The organism is Chryseobacterium metallicongregator, from assembly GCF_031324065.1.
Lineage (GTDB): Bacteria > Bacteroidota > Bacteroidia > Flavobacteriales > Weeksellaceae > Chryseobacterium > Chryseobacterium metallicongregator.
This window is the reverse complement of sequence record NZ_JAVIXS010000015.1, coordinates 1-15,507: the sequence shown is the minus strand read 5'-3', so window position 1 is coordinate 15,507 and position 15,507 is coordinate 1. Positions and strand designations below refer to the sequence as shown.

12 protein-coding genes are annotated in these 15,507 nt (G+C 37.4%); all 12 read right to left on the bottom strand.

Features of this window, described 5'->3' with window-relative positions:
* Positions 1 to 18: 18 nt before the first annotated feature.
* Positions 19 to 3,021 (bottom strand): PKD domain-containing protein, encoded by a 3,003-nt coding sequence (locus tag REB14_RS15485; protein ID WP_309522586.1) that lies wholly within the window; start codon positions 3,019 to 3,021, stop codon positions 19 to 21.
* Positions 3,011 to 5,875, bottom strand: coding sequence for a hypothetical protein (locus tag REB14_RS15480; protein ID WP_309522585.1), 2,865 nt, complete (start codon positions 5,873 to 5,875; stop codon positions 3,011 to 3,013). The genes REB14_RS15485 and REB14_RS15480 overlap by 11 nt, the downstream gene beginning before the upstream one ends.
* Positions 5,876 to 5,899: 24 nt before the next feature.
* Entirely contained in the window at positions 5,900 to 8,950 is a 3,051-nt protein-coding gene (locus REB14_RS15475; protein WP_309522584.1) for a baseplate J/gp47 family protein, read from the bottom strand.
* Positions 8,951 to 9,039: 89 nt separating this feature from the next.
* Entirely contained in the window at positions 9,040 to 9,450 is a 411-nt protein-coding gene (locus REB14_RS15470) for a GPW/gp25 family protein (RefSeq protein WP_034699502.1), read from the bottom strand.
* Between the two features lie 155 nt (positions 9,451 to 9,605).
* A complete protein-coding gene (locus tag REB14_RS15465; RefSeq protein ID WP_034699500.1) occupies positions 9,606 to 9,896 on the bottom strand; it encodes a PAAR domain-containing protein in 291 nt (96 codons plus the stop codon).
* Positions 9,897 to 9,901: 5 nt separating this feature from the next.
* Entirely contained in the window at positions 9,902 to 11,647 is a 1,746-nt protein-coding gene (gene vgrG, locus REB14_RS15460; protein WP_309522583.1) for a type VI secretion system tip protein VgrG, read from the bottom strand.
* Between the two features lies 1 nt (position 11,648).
* Complete coding sequence (locus REB14_RS15455; RefSeq protein WP_309522582.1) at positions 11,649 to 12,383, bottom strand: CIS tube protein; 735 nt, start codon at positions 12,381 to 12,383, stop codon at positions 11,649 to 11,651.
* Entirely contained in the window at positions 12,383 to 12,544 is a 162-nt protein-coding gene (locus REB14_RS15450; protein WP_167595394.1) for a DUF5908 family protein, read from the bottom strand. Before REB14_RS15450 ends, REB14_RS15455 begins: the two co-directional genes overlap by 1 nt.
* Positions 12,545 to 12,745: 201 nt before the next feature.
* Positions 12,746 to 13,213, bottom strand: coding sequence for a phage tail protein (locus tag REB14_RS15445; RefSeq protein ID WP_047388278.1), 468 nt, complete (start codon positions 13,211 to 13,213; stop codon positions 12,746 to 12,748).
* A 2-nt stretch (positions 13,214 to 13,215) separates the two neighbouring features.
* Complete coding sequence (locus REB14_RS15440) at positions 13,216 to 13,647, bottom strand: phage tail protein (protein ID WP_034699490.1); 432 nt, start codon at positions 13,645 to 13,647, stop codon at positions 13,216 to 13,218.
* Between the two features lie 35 nt (positions 13,648 to 13,682).
* Complete coding sequence (locus REB14_RS15435; RefSeq protein WP_309522581.1) at positions 13,683 to 15,056, bottom strand: phage tail sheath family protein; 1,374 nt, start codon at positions 15,054 to 15,056, stop codon at positions 13,683 to 13,685.
* A 23-nt stretch (positions 15,057 to 15,079) separates the two neighbouring features.
* On the bottom strand, positions 15,080 to 15,507 hold a 428-nt coding region (locus REB14_RS15430; RefSeq protein ID WP_309522580.1), incomplete at its 5' end, for a phage tail protein.

The window sequence follows — 15,507 nt, the reverse complement described above, 5'->3', positions numbered from 1 at the left end:
TGAAGTTATTATTGACTATTATTTTGTGACTCCTGTACAAGGGTTTATTCTTAGGAAATTACCATTTGGATAACCAAAATAAATAGGAACTGTAGCATTTGCCAGGAATATTTCGGTATAGGCAACATCCTGGTGGCAACCAGTTGGCGGTCTGTTATTAACCGGTAAAGCACATTCAAGTGAAAACTCTACGAAACCATCTGACGATAATGATGCCATTTGTTTAGCTTCTGCCTGAGTGATAACAATTTCATTATATCTGCTCAGTGCAGGAGTACCTGGTTTATGGTTACCTCTATCCTGGCTGCCTCCTGTATTACTTAAATGGATATTTCCAATAAAACCAGGGTAAGGATTGTTTCCACCTATCACAATACCATTTCCTTTTAAGTTGAAGGTAGCATCATTACAAACGTGACCTTGGTCTACATCATCTCTATACTGAATAACCACTCTCATACCACTTAAACATGCAATAGTGGATTGTCCTTTTAATTTTAGCGGAGCTAATTTGTAGACCGTACTACAGCCGTTAGCATTGGTTACTGTAAGTGTTGGATTGAAAGTTTTTTCTTGTCCTGCAACCAGCTTATACACATGAACTTTTTTATTAGTTGGAGCCTCATTATGCACGATTGGAGTACCATCATCAAAATTCCAGGTAAATGTAACCCCTGTAAAGTCTCCGGTGACATTAAATTCAACCGTAGCATCCGGATTGTTTGCATTTTCGTCCATCGTAGGAGCATCATAACTCACAGTACCTGTAGTAACAGATACATTTGGTTGTGCATACACTACCATCTGTGCTTCTACTGGATCATCGTTAACAGTAAACGTAATCGTTTGTCCAAAATAAGCTGCGTTAACCAGACCAGGATCGAAGAAACTTTGACCTCCGGATTGTGTAACTGCAGGAATCGGAGCACCATTCACAAATGCTTTTACTTGTCCGTCTAACGGAACAATGGTCATCAATACCGGAGCATCTTTCTGGCATAGTTTGTTTGCCGGTAACGACAGGAATGCAGGATCCTTTTTAGAACAACACAGATAAGGCAGTGAAAAATCCGCAAGAACCTGATTTTCATCTTCTGAGTAATAAATCAATGCGAAAGTTCCGCCCGGCTCTACTCCTGCCCTATGTTCCAGGCCTGATTTCCTTTCTAAAAACTCGCTTAAAAGCTCACTTACAACATCGTCTTTTTTAGGATCCTGTTTTACTACTGTAACGCCATCTGAAGATCCTTCTTTTGAGAATTCAGCCTGGTTCAGCAATCTCAGCTGTTCATCCAGTTTAGAAATGTTCAGTAAGGTATTCTGTGAATTGAGTGTTCTGTTGCTGACATCGCTTGAAATAGATATCAGCTGCTTTCTGAGCTCATCAATAGATACTGTTTTTTCCCGGATTGGCGGCTCGCTACCAGGCTTTCCTCCTTTTTCCAAAACCAATGCAATGACATCAAAAGCTAATCCGTATTGTGTTTTAAGATCATTTATGTTTTGCAATGCTGTTTTATAAGGCATTCCCAGGTGACCTTCAATTCTATAAAAATCATTATCGTCAATGTTATAATTCAGTGGATTCTGAATAAAATCTTCTCCTGCTAAATTGGCTGTATGATAGCTTAAATTGTAAGTTGCCCTATCGGTTTTTGTTTTTTCAAAGTTCCATTGGGCTAATAAGGATTTGTCTACATTATAGTAATACGGTATGGCCTTATTACCCAATCTTACATTCATATTTGAAGGTGTAATTTTAATTCGTCCGATATAGGTTTGAAAACCATTGACCTTCTGCACAAAACGATTGGCAAGCATTACAACTCTTTCATAATTCTCGTCATCATTGGTAGTAATGGGTGAATTATAAAAACTATGACGTAAAGGAATATATTTCCCTAATTCCTGCTTTGCTCCAACTGGTCCTAACATGAGGTGCTTAGGGAATGAAGCAATATCCGGACAGCATTCAGCATTCAGATGCAGGATCAGCCCTTTTATTTCATTATAGGTATCAATCAAATCCTTTAATAAATCATATCGGTATTGATAATCTTCTAAGCCTGGAGAAGTGCTTGTCAGCAAAGGGTTCAGTTTATCAAAAAGCGTCTGCCCACCCAGATTCATATTTATATTAAAAGCTCCTGCAATAGAGGTAAAACCATCACTTAATTCTGCAACAGTACTGATAGCACCGTGAAATTTTGTTTTTAACTGCGGTGCTGTCTTTACAAGAGCATCCAGAATAACTCTTTTCGCCTCTATATTAGGTAAACTGTCAAAAAGCTTTTCATAGGTATTGTGCTGTTTATAGATAGCGTCTTTTGCGTCACCTTTCGTGATAAGCTCTGAAACAGATGCAGAATCTGCCAGAAGCACTTTAAGATTAGCAACCTGCTCTGCTCCGTTGTTATCACAATCTGCATCCTGACACGGGGTTTCATCATTAGAATAACTTTCCAGATACAGAATTACAATTTTATCATTTAATGAATTATAAATCTCTCTTACCTGTTTAAAATCTGCAGCATTAGCTCCTTCATTCACTAACTGTGTATACTCTTGTGTGGTAAACAATTCTAAAAGAGGAATTTGCTGTCCTCCGATACGAAAATGCTCATACCCCAGAACATCAACATAATTTCTATAGTATCTGTAATTTTTAGCATCGAAGTCTATAACAGCCACTGATTTTTTGCCTTCTATCTGACGCAGTGTTATCAAGTCTCCATCAGTAGTAACCCCGGCTCCCTGTGTAATCATAATAGTATCAAGAGGAATCTCAATATCTATATCTCCGGGTCTGGACATTTTTTCTGTCAGAGAAGGTGAGATTTCAAGCTCTACGTATTCCGATTTAAAACCACATACTACCCCTACGCCGCTCAGGCGGGTTCTTGATAATCTGTCCTGATCTTCGAAATAGTCTATAAATTCGTTTAATTGCCCTTCTGTTAACGCCTGATTGTCGTTGAACTTTCTATATTGGGTTGTTACATTGTCTAATTTAGTGTTCATTATTTTTCATTTTTTTTGATAAGTTCGATTGTCCTAATATGATTTTTCCGTCCAGAGTGTCATTATCATTAGCATCGCAGTCTAAAAGCCTTCCTGGTCGATAGATATTATTTAAATGGCTGAGAGCAGTCAGTAAATCTGTAATGCTGTTTCCAAGATTCAAAATATTATTCCTCGCTTTATCTGAGAGGTATTTTTTAAATGCTACTTCAAATTCGGCCAAATCATTCTGAGCGGTTTGTTTTTCACTCAAACGGTCTCCCACCCAGCAAATTTTTGCTAAAACATGAGCAGGAATTTCCTGTCTGATCACGGTTTCCGCATAACGTCTGAAATCCGGATCCTGGAAACGGTAAGCAAACCCCGGAAGGACAACACTTACCCTGTAAGAATAAGGATCAAATACTTCCACATCTGTTTCACAACCTTCTTCACACGAAGACATAAAAGCTTCCGAATATTCTATTGGATCTGTTGTAGGATTTTCATCTTCCAGGTCATACATGATTCTGAAAGTACCTCCGATAGACATACAGCCAATACCTCCCATGAGCTTATAATCCTTAGTGGTTGGCTTTAATAATAAATGCTCAACAAGGAAAATACCCTCTTCTGTAAATTCATACTTGAAATACTTCACCGTTGCCTTAATTCCGTCTTTCAGTTCTTTCAAACCTGAATAAGGATTGGTTTTTTTGTGAACAGCAATTACATTTTGTTCATCAGTATCATCTACAATTTCAAAATAGTAGTTACCTCCCGATGAAACACGGATTTTTATATTTCCAATGAAACAATACCTCTTTTCACATGTTTTTAATTTTTCTAATGTAACTTCAGGGTTTTTCTCATCTAAGGTGTCTAATGCATTCTGAAGATCTTCCTCATCAATCTGAATGGTTTGATAAATGGCATCATTCAGATTTTTTATAGCAATATGCTCAGTCGTATAGCTGTTGACAGATGATAAGATGATATTGCTACCGGCATCTTTTATTTTCCAGGTATAAGTGTTTTTACCGGCAATGTCTGTTGTTTCAATAATGGATACCGGCGTTTGAGATAAGTTTCTCTGGGTATAATCTTTAATCCCCAGCAGACGGGCGATTCTTTTCTGAACACCGGAAATATTACTGGTATTCCAAAGATCTGAATCTCCAATTAAGGTATAATTATATCCCAACCCTCTGTCTTTACTTAATGATGAATATTCTTTCAAGAAATTTTCTTTGTTTCTTAAGACAATTTCATCGGTAGATTTCCCATACAATGATTTCATTAAGAAGGTATAGTCACTAAATGTTTCCGCAAAACGGGAGATCAAATGATCCAAAACTTCGTTTCGACGTTCCACACTGTTATCAAGCTCTTCATATAACGAATCGGTAAGTTGATCATCACTTTCAGTATCATAGTCAGAAACCAGCTCATCAAAGCCTTTAATATTCTTAAGAGCCTGGGTAAAAAAGGTTCTTTTTAACTTACCATTAATGCTTAATACTTCTTTTACTTTTTCAAGGTGTTTGAAATAGCCGGCAAGGATCTGATCAAAAAATAACAAATACCCTTTCATTTGTTTGGCCAGTGCTTCTCTCTCCGGGGATTGATTTCCAATAATTCCAGATTCTCCTACTCCATAGGTGTCCGGAAATTCATTCAGAATAGTAGCATAGTTGGCGATATCATATGAAGTTCCTTTTGGCAATACCAATTCTTTATTCTGTCTTGCATCTTCTCTAAGTACTTCTTCTTCTCTTTTAAGAATTTCTAAGTAATCCTGAACTTTTTTATCATTGATATTTAACGGAAGAGATCCTTTACTGTAACTGAATGAACTCAGCTCGCACAGTTCCGGTTTTCTGCCTTTTTCAATACAGATCAGCCAATCATTATTTTGTTTGATCACACTGTCACAACCCGCAATAGACACGTCATGAATTTCTTTAACCCCATCAATTTTCATGATTTCACTGATGATATCGGAAAGACGAACTTCTGTTCTTAACTGGCTGTTTTTAAGCTCTTCCGTATCGATAAAGCCATTCTCAAGAAGCGGACCTTCAAAAATCTGATCTGTAGTCAGACCTTTGTCCAGCATTTGTTTCAGTGAATAAAAATGAACCTCCGGAGACAGATAATTATTGATTGTTCTGATGACTTTAGCATGCACCAGTTCTTCATCTGCTTTGCTGACAAGTCCGATACGGGCACACACTGCAACTTTCTGGATTTCAACTTCCTTAATTTCTGCCAGATCTTCACAAAGTCCTCTATTAGCATGATAACTGTCTAATATTTTGATATTGACATTAGATTTTTCACATCCTATACCATCCGCATCAATATCTTCAGCATAGTCTACATAAAGGTCATATAGGCCTTTTACGTTAAAACTTTTTGTCTTTTCTCCGATAGGTTTAAAATCTAAATCCCCGGTTTTACAGTCGACATATAATTTTTCATTTTTAGGGACCAGCCAACAATTACGGATCGGTCTTTTAAGGCTTCCAGCCGTGTTGATATCGATAAACAACTTCCTGTAGTCCAGTTCGTTTAAAGGTCTTGAAGGTAAAATTTCTGCAGCCTTTAAAAACTGGGTATGAATGTCTTTATTTGCATCATCAGATGCCAGGATATCTTCCATGTTCAGGTTCATCCTCATCCCAAGATCCGTTATGGCATAGCTTAAAACTTCCAGAGTGGTGATACCAGGATCATGAGAGTTATAATCGGTCCAGAGTTTTCCTCCTAACTTTTCTATGTATTCAATTCCTGTTTTGCGTAGAAAATGAAAATCTGTCTGATCCCCGGTTTCTATATTTTTTGATATACTAATATGTTTATTTTCTGACATGATTATGTTTCTTCTTGTTTATTATTAAATACATACCTGTTCTGTAATAGTGACATTGTGCTGCTTGGCAGATACCAGAATTGATTTTGGATCTACTTCAATTAAAGATTGTCTTTGCAGGACATTATTCACAAATATTTTAATCTCATCAATGTAATCCACATAATACAACTGCTCCAGATAATTTACCAATTGATTAATATTCAGTTCTACATTAAAATCAATATTTTCAGAGTCTGTAAAAGCCCATGGCGATATATATTTTTTAATATCTTCGTCCAGCTGTTTGAGGTAAAATGTTTCGTCATACTGCTCAAAGAACCTGACCTTTGTTTCTACTTTTGCTTCTTTATAATTGGGATTAATTACCTGCGCTTTCACGTGCATTGTATTTAATTCATTTACATAATTCTGAATTTTATTCAAAGAGGCTCTGCTTACTCTCGGCTGATAGACATCAAAAGCATTTTTATTTTTAATATTCGGAACCACCATCAGGGTTACATGGCCCGGCGCCATATATGAATTTTCGGAAGTATGATTTAAACATTTTACCTTAAAGACTTCCGGGAATTCCTGTAATACCAAATGTTCATAATCCCATTGGGTAATAGCTCTGTGCTTATGTCTTAATCGTTCACTTACACGCCTGTAAAACTCCGTATCTGTTTCTTTGTATTTACCATCAAACGAGTTATAAGGCTGGCTGACGGATTTTACCTGAGGAACTCTGGTGATAAGCTTAGTAATGGTTTTCGCTTCCAATCCGTTATTGAGGTGAGCCAGGTCATTATCCTGATTCTGGAATGTTGCTAAAACAGCCTGAGTATAGATTCCCTGGATTTTGCATACGGCATCATAACTTCTTTGTGATCTGGCTCTGATCCAGACTAATCCGTCGGTAAATCTTGTATGACTTTTATCGATATCCTTAGGTACTTTAAACTTGACAATCCCTGATTCCAGGAACTTTCTGGTCTCGTTTTGCAGCATATAATCCGACAAACTTGTCCATGTATTGTTTGAAAGGATATTCCATTCTATAAATTCTTTTTCCAGAAAAGTATCCACTAAAGGATTTTCACTTCCTTCCAGCATTTGAATTAATAGTGATACTGTAGTCTGAGGCATTGCTTCCAGGCCAATGTACAATTCACCTCCATTTTGGTGTACCGGTACAATGCTGTTGGTTTCGAGTTCTTTTTCGTATTGACCGAACACGTCTTCGTGATACAGCTGTACTTCTTTATTTTTTGAAGCTTCTCCTGCAGATTCTTTTTCCAGGTACGAATACACATTTTCTTTCGCGCTGTAATTCAACTCTATATCTTCCGCAAAAGGAATATACGGCTCGTTGGGAATAAGTTTTTTAAAGGTCGGATTACTTGACAATGCCAATGTATACAGTTTAGGATATACATCCTGTAATGAGGACTGGCTCAGTGTTACTCTGATCGTCTCACTTGTTCCAGCTTTATTACTTGCATTATTTACGGAAAACTGAATTTTATAAGCGTCTTTTACTTTGGTGAATACATCAATATCATTAGCTTTTTCATACCATATTTCTTTATCCAGCAAGGCAACATCTGCTTTGAAATAACCATCAGAACCTACGATTGATGAGCTTTTTAAGGCCTCAAAATCGGTTAAGCTTATATTTTGATTTGGCTGAATAACATATCCGCTGTATAAATCTTTTATAGAATCCGGAGCATTCTTCCAATTGATCGTGATGTCTGCATTCTGCCATTTTTTGGAAAACAGTTCAGGACATTTGATATAGAAATTAGATCCTTTAACAGGTTGTGCGGTGAAAGGATAATAAGGCTTTTCTGAATTTAATGTTCCGTTGTCATTTTCCAGCTGAATAGATTTTACCCCTTTTACATCAACTGCTATTTCGATGTTCTTTATTGATTTTTCTGAAAGAGCTTCATACAGATCATAGTATTTTTCTCCTTCAATCATCAATCTTACCACAGGAAAGCTGGTTTGAAATGTTTCTGCCAGCACTTCTTTATTGTATTTTACAACGGCCGGGAACTCTTTTTGTAATGTAATAGAAAGTTCTAATCTTTCTTCTTCGTTTTTAATACATGTTAAATCAGCACCTGATAACCATTCATTCTCCCCGCTGCAAAGCACTTTGATATTATTTTTAATCTCTGTTTTTGAGAGGCTCTGTAATTTCTGGGTTGAGTTCTTATTAAAATCGATCTTAAGAGTAATGGTACGTTCTCCTTCTTTTAAATCAAGTAATGAGGATGCTATGGAAAAACCCAGTTTGGCTTTTGGAAGTTCCTTATAAATCGATTTATTGGAAATGGTTTCATCAGAATTATACCCAAACGGCCACCAATAGTTGTTGTTTTCCGGCAATTTATCACCCAATCCGTCGGCAGAGTTGGCTACGGGAGCCATTTTCAGTTCTCTGTTTTCAACGTCATTTAAGAAACTTTTAATCTCAACAACTTTTGCCTGATTGGCTACAAGCTCATTACCTGTTTTGTAGATTCGCTTTTTTCCATTAGCATCTTTATTCCCATCCAGCAATGTACCAACTGGAATTCTTTCCTGAATCGCTTTTTTGGCGAGTTCAAAAATTACATAGACTTTGTCTGATTTGGCATCATTTTTCTCAATTTGAAGAATTTCGTTATAATAGAAATCCAGGTGCCTTTTCGTCAGATTATTGAAGGATTTTTTTGAGAAATCCAATAATTTTAAAAAGCAAACAAATAATGTCAGGTGAGGTGTCAGGCTGCTATCCTGTTCAAACTGGGACATAAGATCTGTAACCTGTTTTTTCATACTTTTATACTCAACGCTTTCTCTACGTGGGATAGCATCAGCATCATCACCCAGGAAGAAGTTTCCCCACTTTCCTTTTGGTTTTGTATTATCATCTTTGTCAAAATAGTTTACACGTTGAGCAAAATTGTTTGCGAATAATAGCCAGTCAAACAAATCGAAATCGTGTAACTCAAGATTCCCAGGATCTAGTTCTGCTAAAAAGCGCTGCATTTGTGATTTTCCTTCACGATAATGTGAAAATGTATCTGTTTTTTTCATTTGTTTATATTTATCTTTCTATGGTCAGATGCAATACTTAATGTAGTGTTTGGTAGTATTCAAAATGGCTACAGACATCCCGTAATTCATTATATTTCGGTAGCTTCTCCTTTGTAAAAAGGGAAAACCATATTGCTTCTTGTATTAGTATTTCTTACTTCGTAGTCAACTTGTATTAAAACTTCACCCTGAAGCTCTTCCTGAGTATCAATTTCAATACTTAGAATATTGATTCTGGGCTCATGATATAAAATAGCACGCTCCACGATTCCTTTCATTTGGGTAATCAGCGTTAAGTCCAGAGGTTTAAAGAGCATTTCCTGCAAGTCACACCCGTAGTTTGGGAACATGACACGTTCACCAGGGCGTGTTGACAATAAAATCTTAAGGCTGTTATTGATGTCTTCTACATCTGTGGTCATGACCAGTTTTCCTTCAGTCTCATTAAACTCAGGCGGAAAACTCCAGCCTGTTCCTAAAAAATCTGTATTTATTTTCATACGTTATTTGTTATATTGAATGTTCACATCTTGCATCTGTAGCATAGAGTTTTTGGTTATTCTAACCGTTTTTATTATTGATGTTTTACATTTTTATGTTTAGTCAGATTCTATGTATATGGGAGCTTATGATGGTATTAAAGCTGCCTTCCCTATTATCCGCCTATTAAAACAGTAGCATCACCTGCGGTTATTACCCCTCCATGAGCGGTAGAATCTCCCATTCTTGCGGCAGGTTTTCCGCCTATCAAAACACTTGAAGATCCTGACGCAATGGTGTCCGGTGGCCCTGTACATACTGCTTTATCTCCTTGTCTTGCTGCAGGCATTCCGCCAATAAGTACCGTGGGTTCTCCTGCCGGAATGATAGGACCTCCTACATGGGGAACCGTTCCCGTTACCATAGGACACGTATGCATATCTGTAATTCTTGCTGCCGGTTTCATGATTATTAATTAATTTTAACTTGAGATCCTTTTACTACGGTTACTGCTCCTGATTTAAGTTCTGAACCAGAACTTCCTTCTGCTTTGAACTGAGCGCTTGCTTTTACATTGATATTCTTTCCTTCCATATTGATATCACCCTTTGCTTTGATCTTGATGTCTTTCCCGCTTTCCATACTAATACCATCTTTGTTAAGGGTAAGAATATTAGAATGTTCGTCTTCTATTTTAATAACATCTGCATCTTCATCTACGATCACTTTTTTGCCTTTTGGTGTTTCAAGCGTATAGGAAATTTTGTCATCATTAAAGATCATTTTCATTTCGCTTCGGGTCACAAAACCTTTTTCATGGTTATCATCAGAAGCTACAATAGGAGCCGGTTTTGCACTACTGTTCAGCATTCCAAGTACCACGGCATCATTGGGATCATCATTAATGAATCCGATAATGACTTCGTCTCCGATTTCCGGTCTGAAGAATGATCCTCTGTTTTCTCCGGCATCAAGGGTGGCTATTCTTGCCCAAATCCCTTCTTCTTCGTTATTGATGATCGGAATTTGTACTAAAATTCTATCTTCTCCGTCCGGATCTGATTCCAATTGAGACACTACTCCTACATGTAATCCGCTTATGGCAGGAATAATTCCTGAACCTGGCATTTCACTTACATCATAGGTTTCTGAGAACCATGTTGGAGAAAGTCCGAACTGAGCATCTACCAGCCAATTTCCTTCAGCAATTTCATGACGGACACCTGTTACGTATATTTTCCCGTTGAATCGGTTTCCAACGCCTTGAAGGGTCAATGAAACTCCCGGTTTTACAGAGGGAATTCCCTGGAATTTTACTCTTCCTCTTGTTTTGGCTAATTGCTGGAAAGTTGCTTTCGCATCACCCCATTCCTGCAATTCTCCCTGAGTGAGATTTCCACCGTGTTTAAGCTGCAGGTCTTCGATTCCGAAAACATCTGCCAAATCACCTGATGAAAGATTTCCGTTGAGGTTGATGGCAGGATCCTGAGCTTCCACTTCTGTCAGTTCCTGATCGGTATAGCTCCATGTTTTGGCTGTAATCTTGTTGAACTGGTCTCTGGCGTCAATTTCTCCGTCAAATTCATGTACAGATGATCCGTAAACCACTGTTTCTACGGCTTCACCACTAAAATCAGGTTTAGCGATTTTGATGGTTCCGTCTTCAACGGAGCAAAGTTTTCCGTTGGCCTGTGCTCTGGTGAGCATAAAATCCCAATCGGAAGCCTGGTACTGAACCAATTCCTTATGTGAATTTGAAGTCGTTTCAACATCGGCAGTAAGTCCGTTATTGCCAACCAATTCTTCAATAACATCACTGTCTGTACTTTCGTAGAAATATTTGCTTTTTCTTCCTAAGGTCATTTTTACAGCCTTATCTCTGCATTCTACAATCAGATAAGAAGAACCGTTTCTGATTTTGATATTGTGCTTTACGACAACTCCTTTAAAAATGGTTTCCTCTTCAGAATGGTATCCAGCGGTGATCTCAATTTCTTTTCCTGGAATTAACAGATCTTCATTACTGAGCTTGAAATCCTGCTCCGGTACACTTCCGTCTAAAATAACAATGCGCGCATAAGGAATTCTGTTGAATTCTTTTTCCACGATAATGCTTTTCACCCCGTACTTCCCCGGCAGTTCTGTGCCTCCAGACATCACCTTATAGGTAACTAAATCTGGATTTTTTGCTGTTTGTATGTATCCGCTATTATTCATGTTATGAAACTTTTTCTAATGGCGGAAAGAATAATTCCTGCCCTGGTTTTAGCTGTCTGAAATCGACAAGATTATTTACTTTAGCTACCTCCAGATAGTATTTGGAATCTCCGTAAATTCTTTCGGTCATTAACGGCAGCGTATCGCCGGCTTGTACTGTCCTTTTATGGGTAAGATCCGGAGAAGAAGTTTTTACAGTTCTTGCTGCAAGTTCCTTACTCACTGCTCCTGCAAATGTTGCTTTTCCTACAGCTCTCAGAGGAGTTCCATCATTATTAAATAATTTGTAATCTATTGTAAATTCAGTCAAAACCCCTTTAAATTCAAATTCTCCCCAAATAATTATAACATTATACGGTTTATGAATCGAGCCATTATAATTTCCGGTAGCTACATAAAATTCAGCTAATTGATCTTCTACTGCTTTTTTACTGAAAGGATTTCTTTTTCCTAAGCCTTCCTTTATTTTATTGATAAGCTTATTACCAGAATTGGCTTCTGTTACGCCTGTACCGTCAAATAAAAATTCCAGTTGTAAGGATTGAGGGGCTGCATTGATGTATTTTGGGTCTGTAGCACTGGTTCCAGGTTCCTGTGTCGTATTATATTCATTTTTACGTGTAAAAGAGAAACCTGTCGGATTAATAAGAGCCACAAAAGCAGTACTACTAATCATTCTTCCATATGTAGAATCTTCGTATGTTCCTATCTTTATTTTTTTTATTTCGCCTCTCATTATCTTTCTTTTTTACGGTGTTCTATCTTTGCTGCCTGTTCTACACTTTCGTTGATGGCGCGCATGAGCTGTGCTTCATCTACCGATGTGGCAGTTGTAGTTACTGCTGCTTTTTCGTCCACATTTATTTTAATGTGAAGCTCTTTTATTTCTATTGGCATTTCGTTTGTTTTTTAATGATCATTAATATTCAAAACACTAATAACCAATGATTTAACATATTTGTTTAAAAAAATCCAAGCACATGAAGGGTGTGTTCAGTCTCTGTTATAGACCAATCTGTTGTTTTTTATGAAAAAAGATTTGGGTAAAATTTATCTTTAAACTAACACACGTTCAGGTGCTTAGATTTGATTTAGAAATTACAAGCCTAAGCTTGCTAACGATGAGGGTATTGTGAAATATCTATATTTCAGTTCTATTGTTTCAATAGCAAGTTTGCTTTCTTCTGCGTTGAATTCGGATACTTCCCATCTTACAGGGTATGCTCCCACTACATTCCAAACCATTAAGGGGGCTGTAGACTGAATTCCTCCTGAAAGAGTAATGATCAGGTCTCTGGGTTCAAACTGGAAGTTTTCCATCGCATTTCTACACCAGCTTATCAATCCTGAACTTACGATTAACCCACGCTTAAGAACTAAATTAGGATATTTGGGTCTCAAAGGAAGTTGGTGTGTAAACCTGTTTTCGCCTCCCTCGGCATATTCTTCAGTTCCAATTTCTGTTGATAAACCAGATATAGATTGAAATCTGGAGTCAATACCCTCTGTTGTTGAAATCCCGTTAACAATAAAAGAGAAACTGGTTGGAGGATATAAAACTGCCATGATTAGTTATTTTCAATAGTTAATCCTTCGTGTGCAATTTCTAAGGTTTCGATAGCCACCTCATTCCCTTCAGCTTTCAGATCTGTTGATTGTAATTTAAGCGGGAATGCATTTTTCACTTTCCACGTTACTGCAGGAGCTCCTGTTTCATCTAAAAGGGAAATCGTGATAGATCTGCGTTCTACTGTACTTAGCTGAATGCTTTGGAACCAATCGAAATATTCGTTATCAGTTTTAAAAGTTCCTCTTTTTAAAGTGATGTTACTGAAAGTTTTCATTCCAGGCATTTTAATCTTACTAAAGTCAGGGCTTGCACCATGTCTGTATTCAATTAAAGCTGCTTCAACATTTAAACCGCTGACTTCCTGAAATCCTACTTTTGTTCCTCCCCAATCTACTTCAAAGGCAAACTTTACTAATGGATATGTACTCATAATATTTTTATATTTAATTGTTATTTAATTGTATTTTATGCTTCCTGTAATTTGTGTGAAAAACGTAACACGATAAATTCAGCAGGACGTACTGCAGCCATACCGATTTCGATGTTCATTCTTCCTTCTAAAATATCCTGGGCAGACATTGTTTTGTGCAGACCAACGCTTACATAATACGCTTCTTCAGGCTTGCTTCCTGCTAATGCACCATCTCTCCACTGCTGATCAAGGAAATTCTCGATCATAGCCTGTACACGAACCCATGTATTGGCAGTATTCGGTTCAAAAACGAAACGTTCTGTAGCTTTCTTCACAGACTCTTCTACCATGTTGAAGAATCTACGTACAGGTACATATTTCCACTCATTACTGTTTCCGTCTAGTGTTCTAGCCCCCCAGACTAATGTTCCTTTTCCTGTAAAAGTTCTGATCGCGTTGATTGATTTTCCTGCTACCGCATCTACGTTCAATCCTTCTTGTTCTTCATGAGAAATTTTCGCTACAGGTGCCAGTACATTGCTGATTGCTAAGTTGGCAGGTGCTTTCCATACTCCGGAAGTACTGTCTACTTTAGCATAAATTCCTGCCATTGATGATGATGGAGTCAATACTACTCTTTTAGATACAATGACTGCCTGAGCCTGATTGTACAATGCTGAACTTTTTGATTTCAACCATGCTAAATTATTTTCATTCTGAGGCATTGTAACGTCTACAAGTGCTCCTGAAGCATTGATTTCTTTATAGCTATCGATTTTAACGTCTTTATCATCAAAGCTATAGCTTAGCACTGTTTCTAACTTTGGATAATATGCAGCTCCATATTTTAATCCTGTAGCGTTTACTCCGGCTCTAAAAGCAGCAGCATCTTCAAAAACATCCATAATAACGAATCTGTCTTTCAAGTCTTCTGCCTGATCCAACGCTTTATTGTAAAGTTTATAAGCATCTGCTCCTAGAACTTCAGCATCCGGGAAAACAATAAGCGTTGGTTCGTCTTCTTTTTCTAATGATTTTAATCCGAACCATAAACCGCCGGCAAGTGTTTCTGTTCCTAAGGCAGGAGTTTTATCATAATCTGCCACTGAAACAACATAACATGGTCCTCCACCATTGGCAAAGTACATTTGCATCGCATAATGCATTTTATAAGGACTTAGTTTGGCGTTGTCTACTTTTGCTGTTACCACAGTATCTTCAATCGAAATAGAGATCGCTGTTTTTTCATTTTTTGCTCCTCCAAAAATGGTTTCATATTCCAACATAGAAGAGATTCTTGTCGGTTCATTTCTTGGTCCTTTATCCGTATGTCCGATAAAAGCAGGGATAGCCGTTTCTACTTGTGCTACAGAGGGGGGGAATTTCGCAATTTCTTCTACGTAAACTCCAGGTGTTTTGTAATTCATTTGTTAAAAATTTAAAGTTAATATTAGTTATTTTCAATAGTTAATCCTTCGTGGGCAATTTCCAGTGTTTCAATAGCCACCTCATTACCTTCAGCTTTCAGATCTGTTGATTGTAATTTAAGCGGGAATGCATTTTTCACTTTCCACGTTACTGCAGGAGCTCCTGTTTCATCTAAAAGGGAAATCGTGATAGATCTGCGTTCTACTGTACTTAGCTGAATACTTTGGAACCAGTCGAAATATTCGTTATCAGTTTTAAAAGTTCCTCTTTTTAAAGTGATGTTACTGAAAGTTTTCATTCCAGGCATCTTAATCTTACTGAAATCAGGACTTGCGCCATGTCTGTATTCAATTAAAGCTGCTTCAACATTTAAACCGCTGACTTCCTGAAATCCTACTTTTGTTCCGCCCCAATCTACTTCAAAGGCAAACTTTACTAATGGATATGTAC

What these genes read in the sequence shown, in the direction of transcription:
- REB14_RS15465 (WP_034699500.1), bottom strand. Translation starts at nt 9,896, where the DNA reads ATGAAACCGGCAGCAAGAATTACAGATATGCATACGTGTCCTATGGTA.
- REB14_RS15455 (WP_309522582.1), bottom strand. Translation starts at nt 12,383, where the DNA reads ATGAGAGGCGAAATAAAAAAAATAAAGATAGGAACATACGAAGATTCT.
- REB14_RS15485 (WP_309522586.1), bottom strand. Translation starts at nt 3,021, where the DNA reads ATGAACACTAAATTAGACAATGTAACAACCCAATATAGAAAGTTCAAC.
- REB14_RS15480 (WP_309522585.1), bottom strand. Translation starts at nt 5,875, where the DNA reads ATGTCAGAAAATAAACATATTAGTATATCAAAAAATATAGAAACCGGG.
- REB14_RS15440 (WP_034699490.1), bottom strand. Translation starts at nt 13,647, where the DNA reads ATGAGTACATATCCATTAGTAAAGTTTGCCTTTGAAGTAGATTGGGGA.
- REB14_RS15450 (WP_167595394.1), bottom strand. Translation starts at nt 12,544, where the DNA reads ATGCCAATAGAAATAAAAGAGCTTCACATTAAAATAAATGTGGACGAA.
- vgrG (WP_309522583.1), bottom strand. Translation starts at nt 11,647, where the DNA reads ATGAATAATAGCGGATACATACAAACAGCAAAAAATCCAGATTTAGTT.
- REB14_RS15470 (WP_034699502.1), bottom strand. Translation starts at nt 9,450, where the DNA reads ATGAAAATAAATACAGATTTTTTAGGAACAGGCTGGAGTTTTCCGCCT.
- REB14_RS15445 (WP_047388278.1), bottom strand. Translation starts at nt 13,213, where the DNA reads ATGGCAGTTTTATATCCTCCAACCAGTTTCTCTTTTATTGTTAACGGG.
- REB14_RS15435 (WP_309522581.1), bottom strand. Translation starts at nt 15,056, where the DNA reads ATGAATTACAAAACACCTGGAGTTTACGTAGAAGAAATTGCGAAATTC.
- REB14_RS15475 (WP_309522584.1), bottom strand. Translation starts at nt 8,950, where the DNA reads ATGAAAAAAACAGATACATTTTCACATTATCGTGAAGGAAAATCACAA.